Below are 14,755 nucleotides of genomic sequence, written 5' to 3'. Positions count from 1 at the left end.
GCGCGCTGCTGCTCTGGCTGCCATCATCCCATCTCCGCAAACGTCTGTGCGCACCAATCGGCGATGTAGTCGCGCATCCCCGTGCCGTTGTCCGCGCCGCAGTGCTCCACCTCGAAGTCAGCCTTGGTGAACACCCGCAGCGTGCGCTTCGGGCTGTTGACCGCCTGGTCATAGCTGCGCTGGGCGTTGAAGGCGGGAATCTGGCGGTCGTTTTCGCCATGGGTGACGAGGAATGGCACCCGGATCTTTTCCACCTGCCCGTCAAGGGTGATGCTGTCGGCATAGTTCAGGAAGGCATCCCGGTCGTCGATCCCGAACACCCACATGACGTGGTCCCAGTAGTGGGGCACCGGGTTCTCGCCCTCGTTGGCCACGCGCTCGCGCTGGCGCTGGCCCCACACGTGGTTTGCCCCCATGACCGCGCACAGGGCATAGCGCGGATCATTGGCGGCGATGCGCGGGGCGTGATAGCCGCCGAACGACAGCCCGAAAATGCCGATGCGATCGTGGATCACGTCGCTGCGTGTCAGCAGATAGTCCAGCGCCGGGCTGCCCCAGCGCTCCGCGTCATAGACCGCCGGCAGGCCCCGCTTGCGGATCGCCTCGCCGGTGCCGGGCTGGTCGACGAACAGGGTGTTCATCCCGCGCTCCAGGTTTACCGCGGCGTGGCCGGCCATGGCCACCTGTTCCTTCATCGAATCGAGCCCATTGACCGACACCAGCGTAGGCCGCGGCGTGCCCGAGCCATCGTGGTAGAACAGCGCGGTATAGCTTGATCCCTCGTAGGGAATCTCGACCTTTTCGACATGCTGCCCGCGCAGCCGGGCGCCCTTCAGATAGAGTTCGAGGCCCTTGTCATAGGCCGCCCAGCGCGGGGCATAGTCACGGCTCTGCAGTCGCTCTGCCCCCAGGTAATAGCCCGATGCCCGCAGATACTTGGTTCCGGCGGACAGCAGGAAGCCTTCCGCTTCGTCGGCTTGCGCATTGCGCGTCACCTGGTCTGCCACCGCGATCCAGCTGTCGAACAGTTGTGCCGATCCGGCATCGGCGCCGGCCTTGGCGGCCTCGCGCACCGGGCGGCATACCTCGTCCAGTTCGCCATGGTTGCCCCCGGCGATCAGCGCCAGGTTGATCCCCAGGTTCCAGATGTAGTTTCCGGGAAACGGCTCGAACATGTGCAAATTCCTTGTGAAAAATCAGTCTGCGGTCCAGCCGCCGTCGACCACGAGGCTGGTCCCGGTCATCAGCGCGCTGGCGTCGCCCGCCAGGAACAGCACCGCACCCATCAGGTCTTCCACCGTGCCCAGCCGCCCCAGCTTGATCTTGCCCAGCACGCTCGCCCTGAAGCTTTCGTCGGCAAAGAACGGGCGCGTCATCGGGGTTTCGATGAACGTGGGGGCGATGGTGTTGCTGCGGATGCCGTGGGGGGCAAGGTCCAGCGCAAAGGCCTTGTTCATGCCTTCCAGCGCCCACTTGCTCGCGCAGTAGAGGCTGCGGTTGGGCCCACCGACATGGCCCATCTGGCTGCCGATGTGGATCAGGCTGCCGCGCACGCCCTGGGCGATCATCGCCTGTACGCAGGCCTGCGCCACGAAGAACGCCGCCTTCACGTTGAGATCCATCACCGCATCGTAATCGGCTTCGCCCACTTGCCACATCGGCATGGGGCGATTGGTTCCGGCGTTGTTGACCAGCACGTGAAAGGCCGGGCGGCCGACGAAGAATGCCGCAACCGCCGCATGGTCGGCCACGTCGAGGACCACGGCCTCGGCAGCCCCACCGGCATCGCGGATGGCCGCTGCGGCTGCCGCGATCTCGTCGGCGCTGCGTGCCGCCAGCGTGACCGTCGCGCCTGCATCGGCAAGCGCGGCGGCCATCGCCAGGCCGATCCCGCGGCCCGCACCGGTAACCAGCGCGCGCCGCCCGTCCAGCCGGAACGATGGCGTGGTCGGCAACACCGGCCGCTCCGTCATGCCCGCGTCAGCTCGCTGGGGGCGGCTTGCCCGGCATAGGGCACGTTTCGCCCGCCATAACGGCGCACCCGCACGTTGGCCTGCTCGCCATGCCCGGCAAAGCCTTCCAGTGCGCACAGCCGGCTGCAATATTCGCCCACCAGTGCCGATGCCTCGTCGGTCAGCACCTTTTGGTAGGTGCAGGTCTTGAGGAACTTGCCCACCCACAGGCCGCCGGTATAGCGCGCGGCCTTGCGCGTCGGCAGGGTGTGGTTGGTGCCGATCACCTTGTCACCGAACGAAACGTTGGTGCGCGGGCCCAGGAACAGCGCGCCATAGTTGGTCATGTTGTTCAGGAAGTAATCGGGATCGGCGGTCATCACCTGCACATGTTCGCTGGCGATGTCGTCGGCGATGCGCACCATCTCCTCGTAACTTTCCGCCACGATCACTTCGCCGTAGGTTTCCCACGCCTTGCGTGCGTGGTCGGCGGTGGGCAGGATCTGCAGCAGCCGCTCGATCTCGACCATCGTCTCGCGCGCCAGCTTCTCTGAATTGGTCAGCAGCACGCCGGGGCTGTCGGGCCCGTGTTCGACCTGGCCCAGGATATCGGTGGCGGCCAGTTCGGCATCGCAGCCCACCTCGTCGGCGATGATCAGCGTCTCGGTCGGCCCGGCAAAGAGATCGATGCCGACGCGGCCGAACAGCTGGCGCTTGGCTTCGGCGACAAACGCATTGCCGGGGCCAACCAGGATATCGACCGGGTCGATGCTCTGCGTGCCGATGGCCATGGCGCCGATCGCCTGGATGCCGCCCAGCGCATAGATCGCGTCGGCCCCGGCCAGTGCCTGTGCTGCCACGATATGCCGCGCTGCCTTGCCCTGGAAAGGCGGGGCGCAGGTGACAACGCGCTTCACGCCGGCCACCTTGGCGGTGATCACCGACATGTGCGCCGAGGCGAGCAGCGGATACTTGCCGCCCGGAACATAGCAGCCGGCGGCGTTGATCGGCACGTTCTTGTGGCCCAGCACCACGCCGGGCATGGTTTCCACTTCCACGTCCTTCATGGACTCGCGCTGCACCTGCGCAAAGTTGCGCACCTGGGTCTGCGCAAACTCGATATCCTTGCGCTCCTGCGCGGTCAGGCTGTCCACCGCGGCGTCGATTTCGGCCTGGCTCAGGCGGTAATCGTCGCGGTCCCATCCGTCGAAGCGAATGCTCATCTCGCGCACGGCCGCGTCGCCACGGGCTTCGATCGCGGCGAGCGCCGCTTCCACCGTATCGCGCACCTTGCGGTCCGCGTCCGCCTTGGCTTCCGCCGTCGCACCGCGCTTGAGGTAAATCGCCACCAAACTCTCCATGTCGGCTTGTCTTTGCAGTGCCCTGCCAGCCGCCTTGGGGCCGAACCATCGCATAGTTTCGATGCGAAGCTATCGATGAGATGCCGTTGTGCGTGGCCCGCCTCCCGCATAGTCGTTGCGAAACGAGAACTTGGAGAGACACGATCGATGCGCCTTGCCACCTTGCAGGATGGAACGCCGGATGGACGGCTCGTGGTCGTATCGCCAGATGGCCGGTCCCACGCGCCCGCGCCGGTGGGCACCTTGCAAGCCGCGCTGGAACGGTGGACCGACGTTGCGCCGCAACTCGCGGCGATCACCACGTTTTCTGAGCCGCTCGACCCGGCGCAGGTGCTCGCCCCCCTGCCGCGCGCCTGGCAATGGCTCGATGGCTCGGCGTTCCAGTCCCATGGCGATCTGATGGATGCCGTGCTCGGCATTACGCCGATCAAGACCGGCGCGCCGCTGATGTACCAGGGCATGTCGGATCGCTTCTACGCCCCGATCAGCGAAGTGAAGTTCCCCGACGAGGCGCTCGGCATCGATTTCGAGGGCGAATTCGGCGTAATCGTCGATGCCGTGCCCATGGGCACATCTGCCGCAGAGGCGATGAACCACATCCGGCTTGTCGTGCAGGTCAACGATTGGTCGCTGCGCACGCTCGCCGGGCCAGAAATGAAGACCGGGTTCGGCTGGGTCCAGGCCAAGCCCCCGTGCGGCATGGCGCCTTATGCCGTCACGCCCGATGAACTGGGCGATGCCTGGCGCGACGGGCGCGTCTGCCTCGATCTTCGCGTGGACTGGAACGGCCAACGGTTTGGCGCGGCCAATGGCGAGCCGATGGGCCACGGCTTCCACGAACTCGTCGCCCATGCGGCGCGCACGCGCGATCTGGTGGCGGGCACGATCATCGGCTCGGGCACCGTGTCCAACCCCAACTTCCGCGAGATCGGTTCTTCCTGCATTGCCGAGCGGCGCGGCATCGAAATGCTCGATCTTGGCGAAGCCAAGACGGCATTCATGCGCTTTGGCGACAGCGTGCGCATGGAAGCAGTCGATGCGGCCGGCCGCGCGCCGTTCGGCGTGCTGAACCAGACCGTGGTCCGTGGCTGACGCCGCTCCCGCCGGCCCGGTCAAGCTGGTCATCCTGCCGCGCACGCGGCTGGGGCTTGGCCGCGGGGGGTTGCGCCGTCATCTCGAAACCGTGCACGGCCCGATGGTGGTGGCCGAGCCCGCGGTGTCGGGCGGTTTCACCGGCTATGTCCACCACTATGCGCAAGACCTTGCGGGCCTGCCGCTGCTCGATGATCGCGATGCGGTCACCGTGATCCGCTTTGCCGAACCCGCCGCCATGGCCGCGTCCAAGGCAAGCGAAGCCTATCGCCTGCGCGTTGGGCCCGATGAAGACAACTTCCGCGAACGGGATGGCTCGATCGCGCTTTTCGCTGCCGAACGCGTCGTGGCGCCCGGCGCTGATGATGCGCTGGCCAAGCTTCTGGTATTTCGTGCGGCGCGCGGCGTGGATATCGAGCGGTGGGCCTTGGCCCTGGCAGCGATCGCCGCGCGGGACGACGTCCACGGCGTGGTCACCAATCTGGCCCGGGTGGTCGAAGGCGATTTTCCGTTCACCCAGTTCGATGAAATCGGCCTTGCCGCCGGGGCCGATCCCACCGTGATTGCCGGCGTTCTTGCCGATCTGGCGGAGCCGGTGCTGGCCCCTGCGGCAACGCGCCACCTGCTGGTTGAACCCGTCCGTTTCATCTGATCAACTACGGAACATGCCCATGAACTCGCCAATCTCCGATTCCGGTCTTCCCCCTGTGCAGCGCGTTGTTACCGGCCATGATGCCAATGGCCGGGCGGTGTTCAAGTCAGAGGACGTGTCGCCCACCAAGCTGATCCCTTCGGGTGACGGCGCGTTCCTGCTGGTGTGGACCACGGCGACGGTGCCGGCCGACAACAATGACGAAACCGATGGTCGCCATCGTCCGGCGGGCCTCACGCTCAACGGCGGCTCGGTCATCCGCATCGTCGACATGCTGCCGGGCAAGGAAAGCCCGATGCACCGCACCAACTCGATCGACTATGGCATCGTGCTGGAGGGTGAGATCGAGCTGGAACTGGACGACGGCGCGAAGCGCACGATCGGGCAGGGCGGCATCATCGTCCAGCGCGGCACCAATCACCTGTGGCGCAACACCACCGACAAGCCCTGCCGCATTGCCTTCATCCTGATCGAGGCCCCGGCCTATCTCCACAATGGCCAGCCGCTGCCCGAAGACAAGCCGGACTGAGGCCATGTTCGATCTGTCGGGCAAGTGCGCGATCGTCACCGGCTCAACCCGGGGCATCGGCCTGGCGATCGCGCAGGCGCTGATCGCGCTAGGGGCGCAGGTCGTCATCTCCAGCGAAAGCGCGGCCGACACGGCCCGCGTTGCTGCCGATCTTGGCATGCCCGGCATGGCTTGCGATGTTACCGACGATGCCGCGCAGGCGGCGCTGGTCGATTTCGCGCTGGCCCGATGCGGGCGGCTCGACATTCTGGTGTGCAATGCCGGGATCACCGGCCGCCCCGGCGGCTTTGCCGATCTGGCCATGGATGATTACGCCCAGGTCATGGCGATCAACCTGCGCAGCCAGGTCGTGCTGTGCAACCTGGCGCTGCCGCATATTGCCGCAGCGCCGGGCGGCGCTGGTGCAGCGGTGCTGGTCGCCAGCCTTGCCGGCCTGCGCGGCAATGGGCGGATCAATGCCTATGCCCTGGCCAAAGCCGGGGTGGCGCAGCTGGCGCGCAACCTGGCGGTGGAATGGGGGCCGCGCGGTGTGCGCGTCAACGCCGTATCGCCTGGCTTTGTCGCCACCGAACTGTCGCAGCCCTTGCTCGACAACGCCGATTTCATGGCCCGCCGCATGGCCATGACGCCGCTGCGCCGCCCCGGCACTCCGGCAGAGATCGCCGGCGCGGTTGCCTTCCTTGCCAGCCCCGCTGCCGGGTTCGTCACCGGCCACAATCTCGTCGCCGATGGCGGCACCCTGATCAGCGACGGCAGCTGACACCGCGCGATCTGCCGGGAAAGGTCAGCCGCGCTGCTTCACCACGCGGTCGAGCCGGCGTCCACGCGGAAATCCGCCCCGGTGATATAGCCTGCCTCGTCCGAACACAGGAACGTCGCCGTCCAGGCGATATCCTCGGGCTGGCCGATGCGCTTGATCATCATCTTTTCCAGCGCAAACGCTTCGAACCCGGGATCTGATGCCATGTGCCGCGCGGTTTGCTGGGTCAGGATCAGGCCGGGCGAGATCGTGTTGGCGCGGATGCCATGGGGCGCGCCTTCCATCGCCAACTGGCGCGTCATCGCCATCACGCCGCCCTTGCCCGCGCAGTGCGCCAGCGCCGGGGAGCCGTTGAGCGCCACGTGCGCATTGGCCGAGGCGAAATTGACGATCGCCGCGCGTCCGCTCGCCTTCAGCCAGGGCCAGGCCGCGTGCGTGCAGAGAAACACGATGTCGAGTTCGCCGCGCAAGGTATGCTGCCACTGCGCATAGGTCATCGTGTCGATCCAGTTGAACACGGCCATCGCTGCTGCCGGTACCAGCGCATCGATCCGCCCCGTCTCGCTGCCGATCGTCGTGATCGCCTGCTGCACCGCTGCCTCGTCCAGCAGGTCTATCGGCCAGGCCCGTACGGCCCCGCCGGTTTCCTCGGCCAGCGCGCCAATGCCTGCCGCATCGATATCCAGCGCGTGCACGGTTGCCCCTTGCGCCGCAAACATCCGCGCGATCCCGCGTCCGATGCCGGCGCCCGCGCCGGTCACCACGGCCACGCGCCCTGCCAACCGCCGCTGTCCGCGGGCCAGATCCGAAAAGAGCGTTTCGGCAAGGGTCATGGTCGTTTTCCTCTCCATCGCAGGTGTGGCCCTGCCGTTGTCCGATCCTAGCATCCCCTGTTCCGCGCATGGATTTCGCTTTTTGGATGCATTGCCATCGGTCCTGTCGCGCCTATCGACAAGACCGATCGATTGCGCCCTGCGCTATCAATTGGACGCGCTCTGCGCTGCCGGGAATGGTCTCGGGCTCATAAGCCAGGAAAGAGCATGCACGTGGAGAGACAACAGCAAGCCGGTACGATGACGGGAATATCCCTGCTGTTGCCGATTACCCTCACGACCATGGCGGTGGTTCTGCTCGCGCCGGTCCTGCCGCGCCTCATGGCGGAATATGCCCATGTTCCGGGCCACGATTATCTTGTGCCCATGGTCCTGACCCTGCCGTCGCTGTGCGTCGCCTTTTTGTGCCCGGTCGCAGGGCTGCTGGGCGATCGCTTTGGCCGGCGTCGCCTGCTGCTGATAGCGTTCGTGCTCTATGCGGTGGTCGGCATGGCGCCGCTGGTCTTGACCAGCCTCTGGGCCATTCTCGCCTCGCGCGTGGCGGTCGGGATCGCCGAAGCGCTGATCTACGTGCTCTCGACCACCATGATCGGCGATTACTTTACCGGCCCGGCGCGCGATCGCTGGCTGGCCGGGCAAACCGCCTTTGCCTCGGTCTCTGCCTTGCTGTTCTTCAATCTTGGCGGCGTGCTCGGCGATTTCGGCTGGCGCACCTCGTTCTGGGTCTATGGCGCCGCGCTGGTCATGTTCGCGCTGGTCTGGCGCTATACTTGGGATACCGAGCCCGCTGCCGCGACGCCCAGGGCATCTTCCGCGCCGGCGGCGGCGTCCAGCCCCTGGGGCCGCCTCGCGGTGATCGTGGCGATTACCATCTATGGCTCGGTGTTCTTTTACACCGTGCAGATCCAGGCTTCGTCGGGTCTGGTCCAACTCGGCCTTGTCAGCGCCGCGCGCATCGGCCTGTTCACCTCGCTCGCCAGCCTGGGCGTGCCGCTGGGCACCTTCGTCTACACGCGTATCGCGGGGCAGGGGCCGCTGCGCCTGCTCTGTGCTGAATTCGCGCTGATCGCCGCAGGCTTTGCCATCATGGGGCACAGCACGAGCGTGCCGATGTTCCTGGCGGGTTGCTTCGTCAACCAGGTCGGTGGGGGCATGCTGCTGCCCACGCTGCTGGTCTGGTCGATCAGCCTGCTGCCCTATGAGGTGCGCGCGCGGGGCACGGGCGTGTGGCAATCGTCCTTTGCCCTGGGCCAATGGCTCAGCCCACTGGTGGTGACGGCCCTGTCGCTGCACTGGGGTGGATTGATGCCGGCCTTTGCCGTGCTTGGCCACGCGGCCCTGGCCGGGCTGGGCGTTGCCGTGGCGGCGCTCGTGGTGTCACGCCGCGCCGCCACCTGACTTTTTACGCTTCGGGATCAGTAGGGCGCGTTCAGCCGGTGCAGCGCGCCTTCCAGCATCTTGGCGTGGATTTGCGGGTCACCGTTTGCCAGTTGCAACTGGCCCACGGCCACGCTGGTCTCGATCACGTCGCGGCAACGGTCAAAGCGCCGTTCCTGATAGGCGCGCAGCCCGCTGGCCACGTCCGGCGTCCGCGCCAGCTCTTCGGCCAGCACGATGCCACTTTCCACCGCCATCCCGGCGCCTGATGCCAGGTGCGGCGTGGTCGCGTGCACGGCATCGCCCACCAGCACGATCCGCCCGTTGAACCAGTCGCGCGGCTGCAGCACGGCGGCGAGCGGGCGATAGTTGATCCAGTCCTCGCGCGTCATCGTGTCGCGGATCCACCCGGCATTGCCGCCGAAGTCGCGCAGCAGCTCCTTGAGCGTGACGAACAGCTCTTCCTCGTCCATGTGCTGCTCGCGCTCCACATGCGGGGTAAGCATCCACAAATAGATCTTGTCGGGCGCGCAGGGGGTGATCCCCGCCGGATTGGCATGGCCCAGAAAGAACTCGCTGGCGTTGAGCCCCGGCGGCTTGGCGATCGAGATGCGCCAGCATCCCTGGCCGGTCGGCTGTGCCGGGCCCATGTGCGGAAAGGCGATGCTGCGCACGCCCGAAGCGACGCTGTCTGCCCCCACTACAAGGTCATAGCGGCCTTCCGTTCCGTTGGAAAAGCGCACGTCGACCCCATCGTCGCGGTTCTCCAGCGCGGACACGGTCAGGCCCAGCTGGACCGGGATCTGCAGTTCGGTAACCCGGCGCTGCATGATGTGGTGCAGGATCGGCCGCATGATCCCGCCGGTTGCGGGCAAGCCTTCCTCGATTACCGGCTCTTCCAGGTCGAGGATGTGGTGGCCGTCATAGCGGAACAGGCGCGTCTTGCTGGTGATGGCGCCCTGCTGTTTGATCTGTTCGAGCAGGCCTAGCTGGCGGTACGCGCGCAGGGTGGGGCCGGTGATGGTGATCCCGGCGCCATAGACCCGCCATTCCGGGTCGAGATCGATCAGGTCGACCTTCACTCCCCGCTCGGCCAGGCTGATCGCCGTTGCCATGCCGCCGATACCGCCGCCAACGACAAGCGCCGTTGCGATGCTGCTGATTGTCTCCCGGTTCATAGGGGGCATGACCTAACGAAGCGGGCACACGGTACAAATCCGAACTGTGGATAGGGATCTATCGATTCAATCGGTGAGATATTTGCCGCGGGCAGGGCTAACCGCAAGATCAAGCAATTCAAGCGCCACATTTACGGGGAGGAAAAACCATGCGCACCCTTCTGCTCGCCACGAGCGCCCTGGCCATTGTCGCCACGCCGGCATTCGCGGCCGAAACGCCCGCCCAGGACCAGCCTGCAGCGGCCACGACCACGGCGACCGCCGCGGCTCCGGCGGACAATGGCGGGATCGGCGAAATCATCGTCACCGCCCAGCGCCGCGAGGAATCGCTGCAAAAGGCAGGGCTCGCGATCGATGCCGTCACCGGCAACGATCTGGCCCAGCGCGGCATCACCTCGTCGGCCGACATCACCAAGGCGGTGCCCTCGCTTTCTATCCCGCAGCCCGGCGGCAATATCGCCTCGATCTTCATTCGCGGCGTCGGCAACATCACCACCAGCAGCTACAACGATCCGGCGGTCACCCCCAGCTATGATGGCGTGGTGCTCGGCCGCGGCGGCGGCGTGTTCGGCGCGGCGTTCTATGACTTGCAGCGCGTGGAAGTGCTCAAGGGGCCGCAGGGCATCCTCTATGGTCGCAACGCGACCGGCGGCGCGGTCAACATCATTCCGGCCCATCCCGAAATCGGCCGCAATTCGATGGGCTTCAACATCTCTGCCGGCAATTACAATGCCGTCGATGCCGATGCCCACGTCAACCTGGCCACCAGCGGGAATTCCGCGTTGCGCGTAAGCGGAGCCTATTCCACCCACGATGGCTACAACCGCGATGGCACCGACGATGCCAAGCGCGGCTCGCTGCGCGCCCAGTTCCTGGTCGAGCCGAGCAGCGACCTGTCGGTGCGCATCGGCGCCGATTACACCCACCTTGGCGGCCGCGGCGCGGGCGGCAGCTATATCGGCGGGTATATTCCTGGCCCCACGGGCTATAGCTTCTTCCCCGCCAACCTGGATTCGAGCGAGGGTTTCAACACCCCTGCCGCCAACGCTTTCCGTGCGCAGAACATCGGCGCGCCGGCTTTCGGCTTCCTGAGCGCAATGAACCAGGATCAGCGGCAGGACAGCACCTATTGGGGCGTCAATGCCGAAATCAATTGGAAGACCGGCATCGGCAAGCTGACGGTGATCCCGGCCTATCGCGAAAGCAGCGACAATTCCTTCTTCTATGGTCCGGCTTTCAACGTGGCCCACACCGTCGAAAAGGTGAAGCAGACCAGCCTGGAAGCCCGCCTTTCCGGCAAGACCGGGATGCTCGACTATGTGCTGGGCGCCTACTACTTCAATGAAAAGATCAAGGCCAACGACGAGTATAACCAGGAATTCGTGCTGCCGATGGTGGATTATCGCCACAAGACCGACAGCTATGCCGCGTTTGGCCAGTTGACCGCCCACGTGTCCGACCGGTTCCGGTTGATCGGCGGCGCGCGCTATACCCACGACAAGAAGTCGATCGATGGGTTGATCAACAACTTTATCACGTTCTGCGGCGGGCCGCCCCCCGCGTTGATCACGCCGCCGGCCTCGTTCGGCGCTGGCTGCGCCACGCCGGGCAACATGCCCTATTATCCCAATTTCCTGAACACCGGCGACACGATCAACTGGCTCAAGTCGAACGGCTGGATCGCTGGCAACAGCACCAACCAGCCCGGCTACCAGGTATTTCCGCTGGTCAATGGCGTCGGCGCCATTCTCAAGACCTACAACCCCGTCGTCGATAGCAGGACCTATTCGCGCGTAACGTGGAAGGCCTCGGCCGAATTCGATGTCACGCCCACCAGCCTGCTCTACGCCACAGCGGAATCCGGTTATCGCGCCGGCGGCCTGCAGATGACCGAGAGCAAGACCTCGTATCTGCCCGAGTTCATCACCGCCTACACCATCGGATCAAAGAACCGGTTCTTTGACAATCACGTCCAGCTCAATCTCGAGGGCTTCCTGTGGAAGTACCGCGACCAGCAGATCACCTATTTCACCGTTGACACCAGCGGCACCCTGATCAGCTCGAACGAGAACGCCGGTCGTTCCACGATCAAGGGCTTCGACGCCGATCTCGTGGTCAAGCCCACCCGTGGCACCACGCTCAGCGCCAAGGTCCAGTACCTCGATACCAAGTACAACGACCTCCACCTCTATACCGCCTCGCCGCGTGACAACATCGGTTGCCCGTTCACCTATACCGGGGCCGTCGCTGGCGGTGCGCCGGTCAAGGACTTCAATTGCTCGGGCAATCCGCTGTTGTTCAGCCCGAAGTGGACGGTCAACCTCGGCGCCGAGCAGGTGGTGCCGCTCAACGCCGATGTCGAACTGGTGGCCAACGTCAACACTGCCTGGCGCGACAGCCAGTGGGGCGCTTTCGAATATCTCGATTTCGAGCGCATTCCCGCCTACTGGACGACCGACGCGTCGCTGACGGTGCGCGCCGCCAACGGAAGCCTGGCGCTTACCGGCTTTGTTCGCAACATCGAGAACAAGCGCCGCGACCTTGCGCCGCAGGCCTCGCCGCTCGGCATGGCCGTCGGGCACTTTTCCGCCCCGCGGACCTGGGGCCTGCGTCTTTCCGGCAATTTCTAAGGAGCGTTTCGCAATGCATATCGTGGTGACGGGCGCTGGCGGTTTTGTCGGTCGGGCATTGGTCGGCAGGCTGGTCGGCGCCGGCCACGAGGTTACCGGGCTCGATACCATGCCCGCCGATCTGCCCGCGCCGGCGCGGCTGATCGTGGGGGACATGGGCGATGCTGCCGTGCGGGGGGCGGCACTGGCGCAGGGGTGCGATGCGCTGGTCCACCTCGCCACGGTGCCCGGCGGCGCGGCAGAAGCCGATCCCGCGCTGTCGCGGCGCATCAACGTCGATGCGATGTATGACCTGCTGCTCGAGGCGGCTGCGCTCAATCCCGGCCTGCGCGTGGTCTATGCCAGTTCGATCGCGGTGTTCGGCGATCCGTTCCCGGCACAGGTGGACGATGGTACCCCGCTCAGCCCCAAGATGATCTACGGCGGGCACAAGGCGATGATGGAGCATGCCGTCGCGATGTTTTCCAACCGCGGCCTGATCGATGGCGTCACCGTTCGCCTGTCGGGCATTCTGGCCCGGCCCAAGGGACCGTCAGGATTGAAATCGGCCTTCATTTCCAACCTGTTCCATGCGCTAAAGGCCGGCGAGCGCTTTGTCTGCCCGGTCTCGGCCGAGGGAACGATCTGGGCGCAATCGGTGACGCGCTGCGTCGACAACCTGGTCCATGCCCTCAACCTCGACAGTGGGCTGATGCCGAACACCCGCGCGGTGACGCTTCCGGCATTGCGCGTTGCCATGGGCGATCTGGCCGGGGAAATCGCCCGTCAGTGCGGGGTGGCGGCCGATCTGGTCAGTTACCAGCCCGATCCATCGCTCGAAGCAGCCTTTGCCGCGCAGCCCCCGCTGACCACGGCAGCGGCGGACCGCGCCGGTTTTGCACACGATGGCGATGCTGCTACACTCGTCTCCAACGCCCTCGCAATGATCTGAGGGGCGAGGGAGATGGCGATGCGCTACGGAAGGCTCGATCTCAACCTGCTCGTGGCGCTCGACGTGCTGTTGACCGAACGCAGCGTCAGCCTGGCGGCCGATCGGCTGTGCCTGTCGCAATCCGCCACCTCCAGCGCGCTGGGCCGCCTGCGCGAGTACTTCGAGGACGAACTGCTGGTGGTGAAGGGCAGGGCGATGATCCTCACTGCGCGGGCGGAAGAACTGATCGAGCCGGTGCGCGCCGTGCTCGAACAGATCCGCACCACTGTGGCGGTCGCGCCGCCCTTCGATCCTGCCACTGCCGACCGCACCATCCGCATGATGGCCTCGGACTATTCCACCGAAGTGCTGCTCACCCGCGTGCTGGCCGATCTCGAAAAGGATGCGCCGCATCTGCGTTTCGAGATCCAGCCGATGAACGATAGCCCGATCGAAGCCATCGAGCGCGGACACATCGACCTGTTGCTTACCATCGATATCGCGATCTCGGCCGATCATCCCAGCCAGGTCCTGTTCGAAGACGATTACGTCGTGGTGGGCGATGCCGCCAATCCGGCCATGGCGCAGCCGATGACACGTGACCTGTATCTCGAGCTGGGCCACGTCACGCCCCGTTTCGGCAAGTCGCGGGTTTCCGCGTTCGAGGATTGGTTCATGCGGCGCCAGAAGCAGCAGCGGCGGGTTGAGGTCATCGCGCCCTCGTTCCTGTCGTTGCCCGGCCTTATCCTCGGCACCAAGCGCATCGCCACCATGCACCGCCGCATGGCGGAAATCGTCGTCGGCGCGATGCCCCTGGTCATGCGCGAAGTTCCGTTCGACATCCCGCCGATCCGCGAAGCGATCCAGTGGAACATCGCCAACAACAACGACCGCGCCTTGCGCTGGGTGGTCGAACGCCTCCAGGCGGCCGCGGGTGCGAAGGCAGATGTAGCGGACAATGTCGTGCCACTGCCCAGCGCCGCCAAGATCGCTCTTGATGAAATCGAAGTGCAATACCGGATGAACCATCCCCAGCACTGATTCAGGCTAACTGTCTGCGGCGTCGAATCTTTCGCGCGCCAGCCGGATATTGTCCGCGCGGGTGTTGATCCAGTCGATCAGGGCGCGCGCCTGGCCGTGGAGGTCGCGGCCCAGTGGCGTGAGGCGATAGCTCACTTTCGGAGGGACCGAGCCGGTAATCGAGCGCGCCACAAAGCCGTCACGCTCCAGCGTGCGCAGCTTCAAGGTCAGCACGCGCTGCGATATCGCCTGCTCGGCAGACAGCTGGCCCAGCGTTCGGCGCAGGTCGGCATGGCGCCATTCGCCCGTTTCCAAGACCAGCAGGATCAGCGTGGACCAGCGGTCGCCCAGCAAGCCCATCACTTCGCGCGCGGGGTCATCGCGATGCTTGCCATGCGCGGTCATCTCGGCGGCCAGCCGCGCGATGGCCTGGTGCAATGGCGCGCTGTCCAACTCGGCCT

14 protein-coding genes are annotated in these 14,755 nt (G+C 65.6%); 8 read left to right on the top strand and 6 right to left on the bottom strand.

Annotated elements, in window-relative coordinates:
* Nucleotides 1–23: 23 nt before the first annotated feature.
* From FHW97_RS17870 to hisD, 3 genes are read right to left on the bottom strand one after another with little or no spacing between them, the layout of a single operon-like run.
* On the bottom strand, nt 24–1,175 hold the full coding sequence (locus FHW97_RS17870; RefSeq protein WP_022677466.1) for an alpha/beta hydrolase: 1,152 nt from the start codon (nt 1,173–1,175) through the stop codon (nt 24–26).
* 21 nt (nt 1,176–1,196) lie between these two features.
* The gene (locus tag FHW97_RS17865; RefSeq protein ID WP_054132342.1) at nt 1,197–1,973 is read right to left on the bottom strand and encodes an SDR family NAD(P)-dependent oxidoreductase; all 777 of its coding nucleotides are present in this window, start codon (nt 1,971–1,973) and stop codon (nt 1,197–1,199) included.
* A complete protein-coding gene (gene hisD / locus FHW97_RS17860; protein WP_028657577.1) occupies nt 1,970–3,301 on the bottom strand; it encodes a histidinol dehydrogenase in 1,332 nt (443 codons plus the stop codon). Before hisD ends, FHW97_RS17865 begins: the two co-directional genes overlap by 4 nt.
* Before the next feature lie 159 nt (nt 3,302–3,460).
* Between hisD and FHW97_RS17855 the strand changes: the two genes are divergently transcribed.
* The 4 genes from FHW97_RS17855 to FHW97_RS17840 are packed head-to-tail and all read left to right on the top strand — an operon-like array spanning nt 3,461 to nt 6,346.
* Nucleotides 3,461–4,405, top strand: a complete 945-nt coding sequence (locus tag FHW97_RS17855) for a fumarylacetoacetate hydrolase family protein (RefSeq protein WP_022675239.1) — start codon at nt 3,461–3,463, stop codon at nt 4,403–4,405.
* The gene (locus FHW97_RS17850; RefSeq protein WP_171799385.1) at nt 4,398–5,057 is read left to right on the top strand and encodes an EthD domain-containing protein; all 660 of its coding nucleotides are present in this window, start codon (nt 4,398–4,400) and stop codon (nt 5,055–5,057) included. The genes FHW97_RS17855 and FHW97_RS17850 overlap by 8 nt, the downstream gene beginning before the upstream one ends.
* A gap of 19 nt (nt 5,058–5,076) precedes the next feature.
* Nucleotides 5,077–5,586 (top strand): cupin domain-containing protein, encoded by a 510-nt coding sequence (locus FHW97_RS17845; RefSeq protein ID WP_022675237.1) that lies wholly within the window; start codon nt 5,077–5,079, stop codon nt 5,584–5,586.
* A 4-nt stretch (nt 5,587–5,590) separates the two neighbouring features.
* Nucleotides 5,591–6,346 (top strand): SDR family NAD(P)-dependent oxidoreductase, encoded by a 756-nt coding sequence (locus tag FHW97_RS17840; protein WP_022675236.1) that lies wholly within the window; start codon nt 5,591–5,593, stop codon nt 6,344–6,346.
* A gap of 38 nt (nt 6,347–6,384) precedes the next feature.
* Here FHW97_RS17840 and FHW97_RS17835 read toward each other — a convergent pair whose 3' ends face one another.
* Complete coding sequence (locus FHW97_RS17835) at nt 6,385–7,179, bottom strand: SDR family NAD(P)-dependent oxidoreductase (RefSeq protein ID WP_171799384.1); 795 nt, start codon at nt 7,177–7,179, stop codon at nt 6,385–6,387.
* A gap of 240 nt (nt 7,180–7,419) precedes the next feature.
* Between FHW97_RS17835 and FHW97_RS17830 the strand changes: the two genes are divergently transcribed.
* Nucleotides 7,420–8,577, top strand: a complete 1,158-nt coding sequence (locus FHW97_RS17830; RefSeq protein ID WP_253941863.1) for an MFS transporter — start codon at nt 7,420–7,422, stop codon at nt 8,575–8,577.
* 17 nt (nt 8,578–8,594) lie between these two features.
* On the opposite strand, the gene FHW97_RS17825 is transcribed toward FHW97_RS17830, so the two are convergent.
* On the bottom strand, nt 8,595–9,734 hold the full coding sequence (locus FHW97_RS17825) for an FAD-dependent monooxygenase (protein WP_022675233.1): 1,140 nt from the start codon (nt 9,732–9,734) through the stop codon (nt 8,595–8,597).
* 149 nt (nt 9,735–9,883) lie between these two features.
* On the opposite strand from FHW97_RS17825, the gene FHW97_RS17820 reads away from it, so the two are divergent.
* The 3 genes from FHW97_RS17820 to FHW97_RS17810 are packed head-to-tail and all read left to right on the top strand — an operon-like array spanning nt 9,884 to nt 14,315.
* Nucleotides 9,884–12,364, top strand: coding sequence for a TonB-dependent receptor (locus tag FHW97_RS17820; RefSeq protein ID WP_171799383.1), 2,481 nt, complete (start codon nt 9,884–9,886; stop codon nt 12,362–12,364).
* A gap of 13 nt (nt 12,365–12,377) precedes the next feature.
* Nucleotides 12,378–13,295 carry an NAD-dependent epimerase/dehydratase family protein gene (locus FHW97_RS17815; RefSeq protein ID WP_022675231.1) on the top strand — a complete coding sequence of 306 codons (918 nt, stop codon included), beginning with the start codon at nt 12,378–12,380 and terminating at the stop codon, nt 13,293–13,295.
* A gap of 18 nt (nt 13,296–13,313) precedes the next feature.
* Complete coding sequence (locus FHW97_RS17810) at nt 13,314–14,315, top strand: LysR family transcriptional regulator (protein ID WP_028657575.1); 1,002 nt, start codon at nt 13,314–13,316, stop codon at nt 14,313–14,315.
* Between the two features lie 6 nt (nt 14,316–14,321).
* Here the strand turns inward: FHW97_RS17810 and FHW97_RS17805 are convergent, their stop codons facing one another.
* Complete coding sequence (locus FHW97_RS17805; RefSeq protein ID WP_171795317.1) at nt 14,322–14,747, bottom strand: helix-turn-helix domain-containing protein; 426 nt, start codon at nt 14,745–14,747, stop codon at nt 14,322–14,324.
* Nucleotides 14,748–14,755 lie beyond the last annotated feature (8 nt).

The organism is Novosphingobium sp. SG754 (assembly GCF_013149315.1).
Classification (GTDB): Bacteria; Pseudomonadota; Alphaproteobacteria; order Sphingomonadales; family Sphingomonadaceae; genus Novosphingobium; species Novosphingobium capsulatum.
The sequence above is the reverse complement of the archived record's forward strand: the minus strand, read 5'-3'. Positions and strand labels throughout refer to the sequence as shown.

Excerpts from the sequence above, each read along its gene's own strand:
- FHW97_RS17870 (WP_022677466.1), bottom strand. The coding sequence starts at position 1,175 with ATGTTCGAGCCGTTTCCCGGAAACTACATCTGGAACCTGGGGATCAAC.
- FHW97_RS17865 (WP_054132342.1), bottom strand. The coding sequence starts at position 1,973 with ATGACGGAGCGGCCGGTGTTGCCGACCACGCCATCGTTCCGGCTGGAC.
- FHW97_RS17855 (WP_022675239.1), top strand. The coding sequence starts at position 3,461 with ATGCGCCTTGCCACCTTGCAGGATGGAACGCCGGATGGACGGCTCGTG.
- FHW97_RS17845 (WP_022675237.1), top strand. The coding sequence starts at position 5,077 with ATGAACTCGCCAATCTCCGATTCCGGTCTTCCCCCTGTGCAGCGCGTT.
- FHW97_RS17840 (WP_022675236.1), top strand. The coding sequence starts at position 5,591 with ATGTTCGATCTGTCGGGCAAGTGCGCGATCGTCACCGGCTCAACCCGG.
- FHW97_RS17835 (WP_171799384.1), bottom strand. The coding sequence starts at position 7,179 with ATGACCCTTGCCGAAACGCTCTTTTCGGATCTGGCCCGCGGACAGCGG.
- FHW97_RS17830 (WP_253941863.1), top strand. The coding sequence starts at position 7,420 with ATGACGGGAATATCCCTGCTGTTGCCGATTACCCTCACGACCATGGCG.
- FHW97_RS17825 (WP_022675233.1), bottom strand. The coding sequence starts at position 9,734 with ATGAACCGGGAGACAATCAGCAGCATCGCAACGGCGCTTGTCGTTGGC.
- FHW97_RS17820 (WP_171799383.1), top strand. The coding sequence starts at position 9,884 with ATGCGCACCCTTCTGCTCGCCACGAGCGCCCTGGCCATTGTCGCCACG.
- FHW97_RS17815 (WP_022675231.1), top strand. The coding sequence starts at position 12,378 with ATGCATATCGTGGTGACGGGCGCTGGCGGTTTTGTCGGTCGGGCATTG.
- FHW97_RS17810 (WP_028657575.1), top strand. The coding sequence starts at position 13,314 with ATGCGCTACGGAAGGCTCGATCTCAACCTGCTCGTGGCGCTCGACGTG.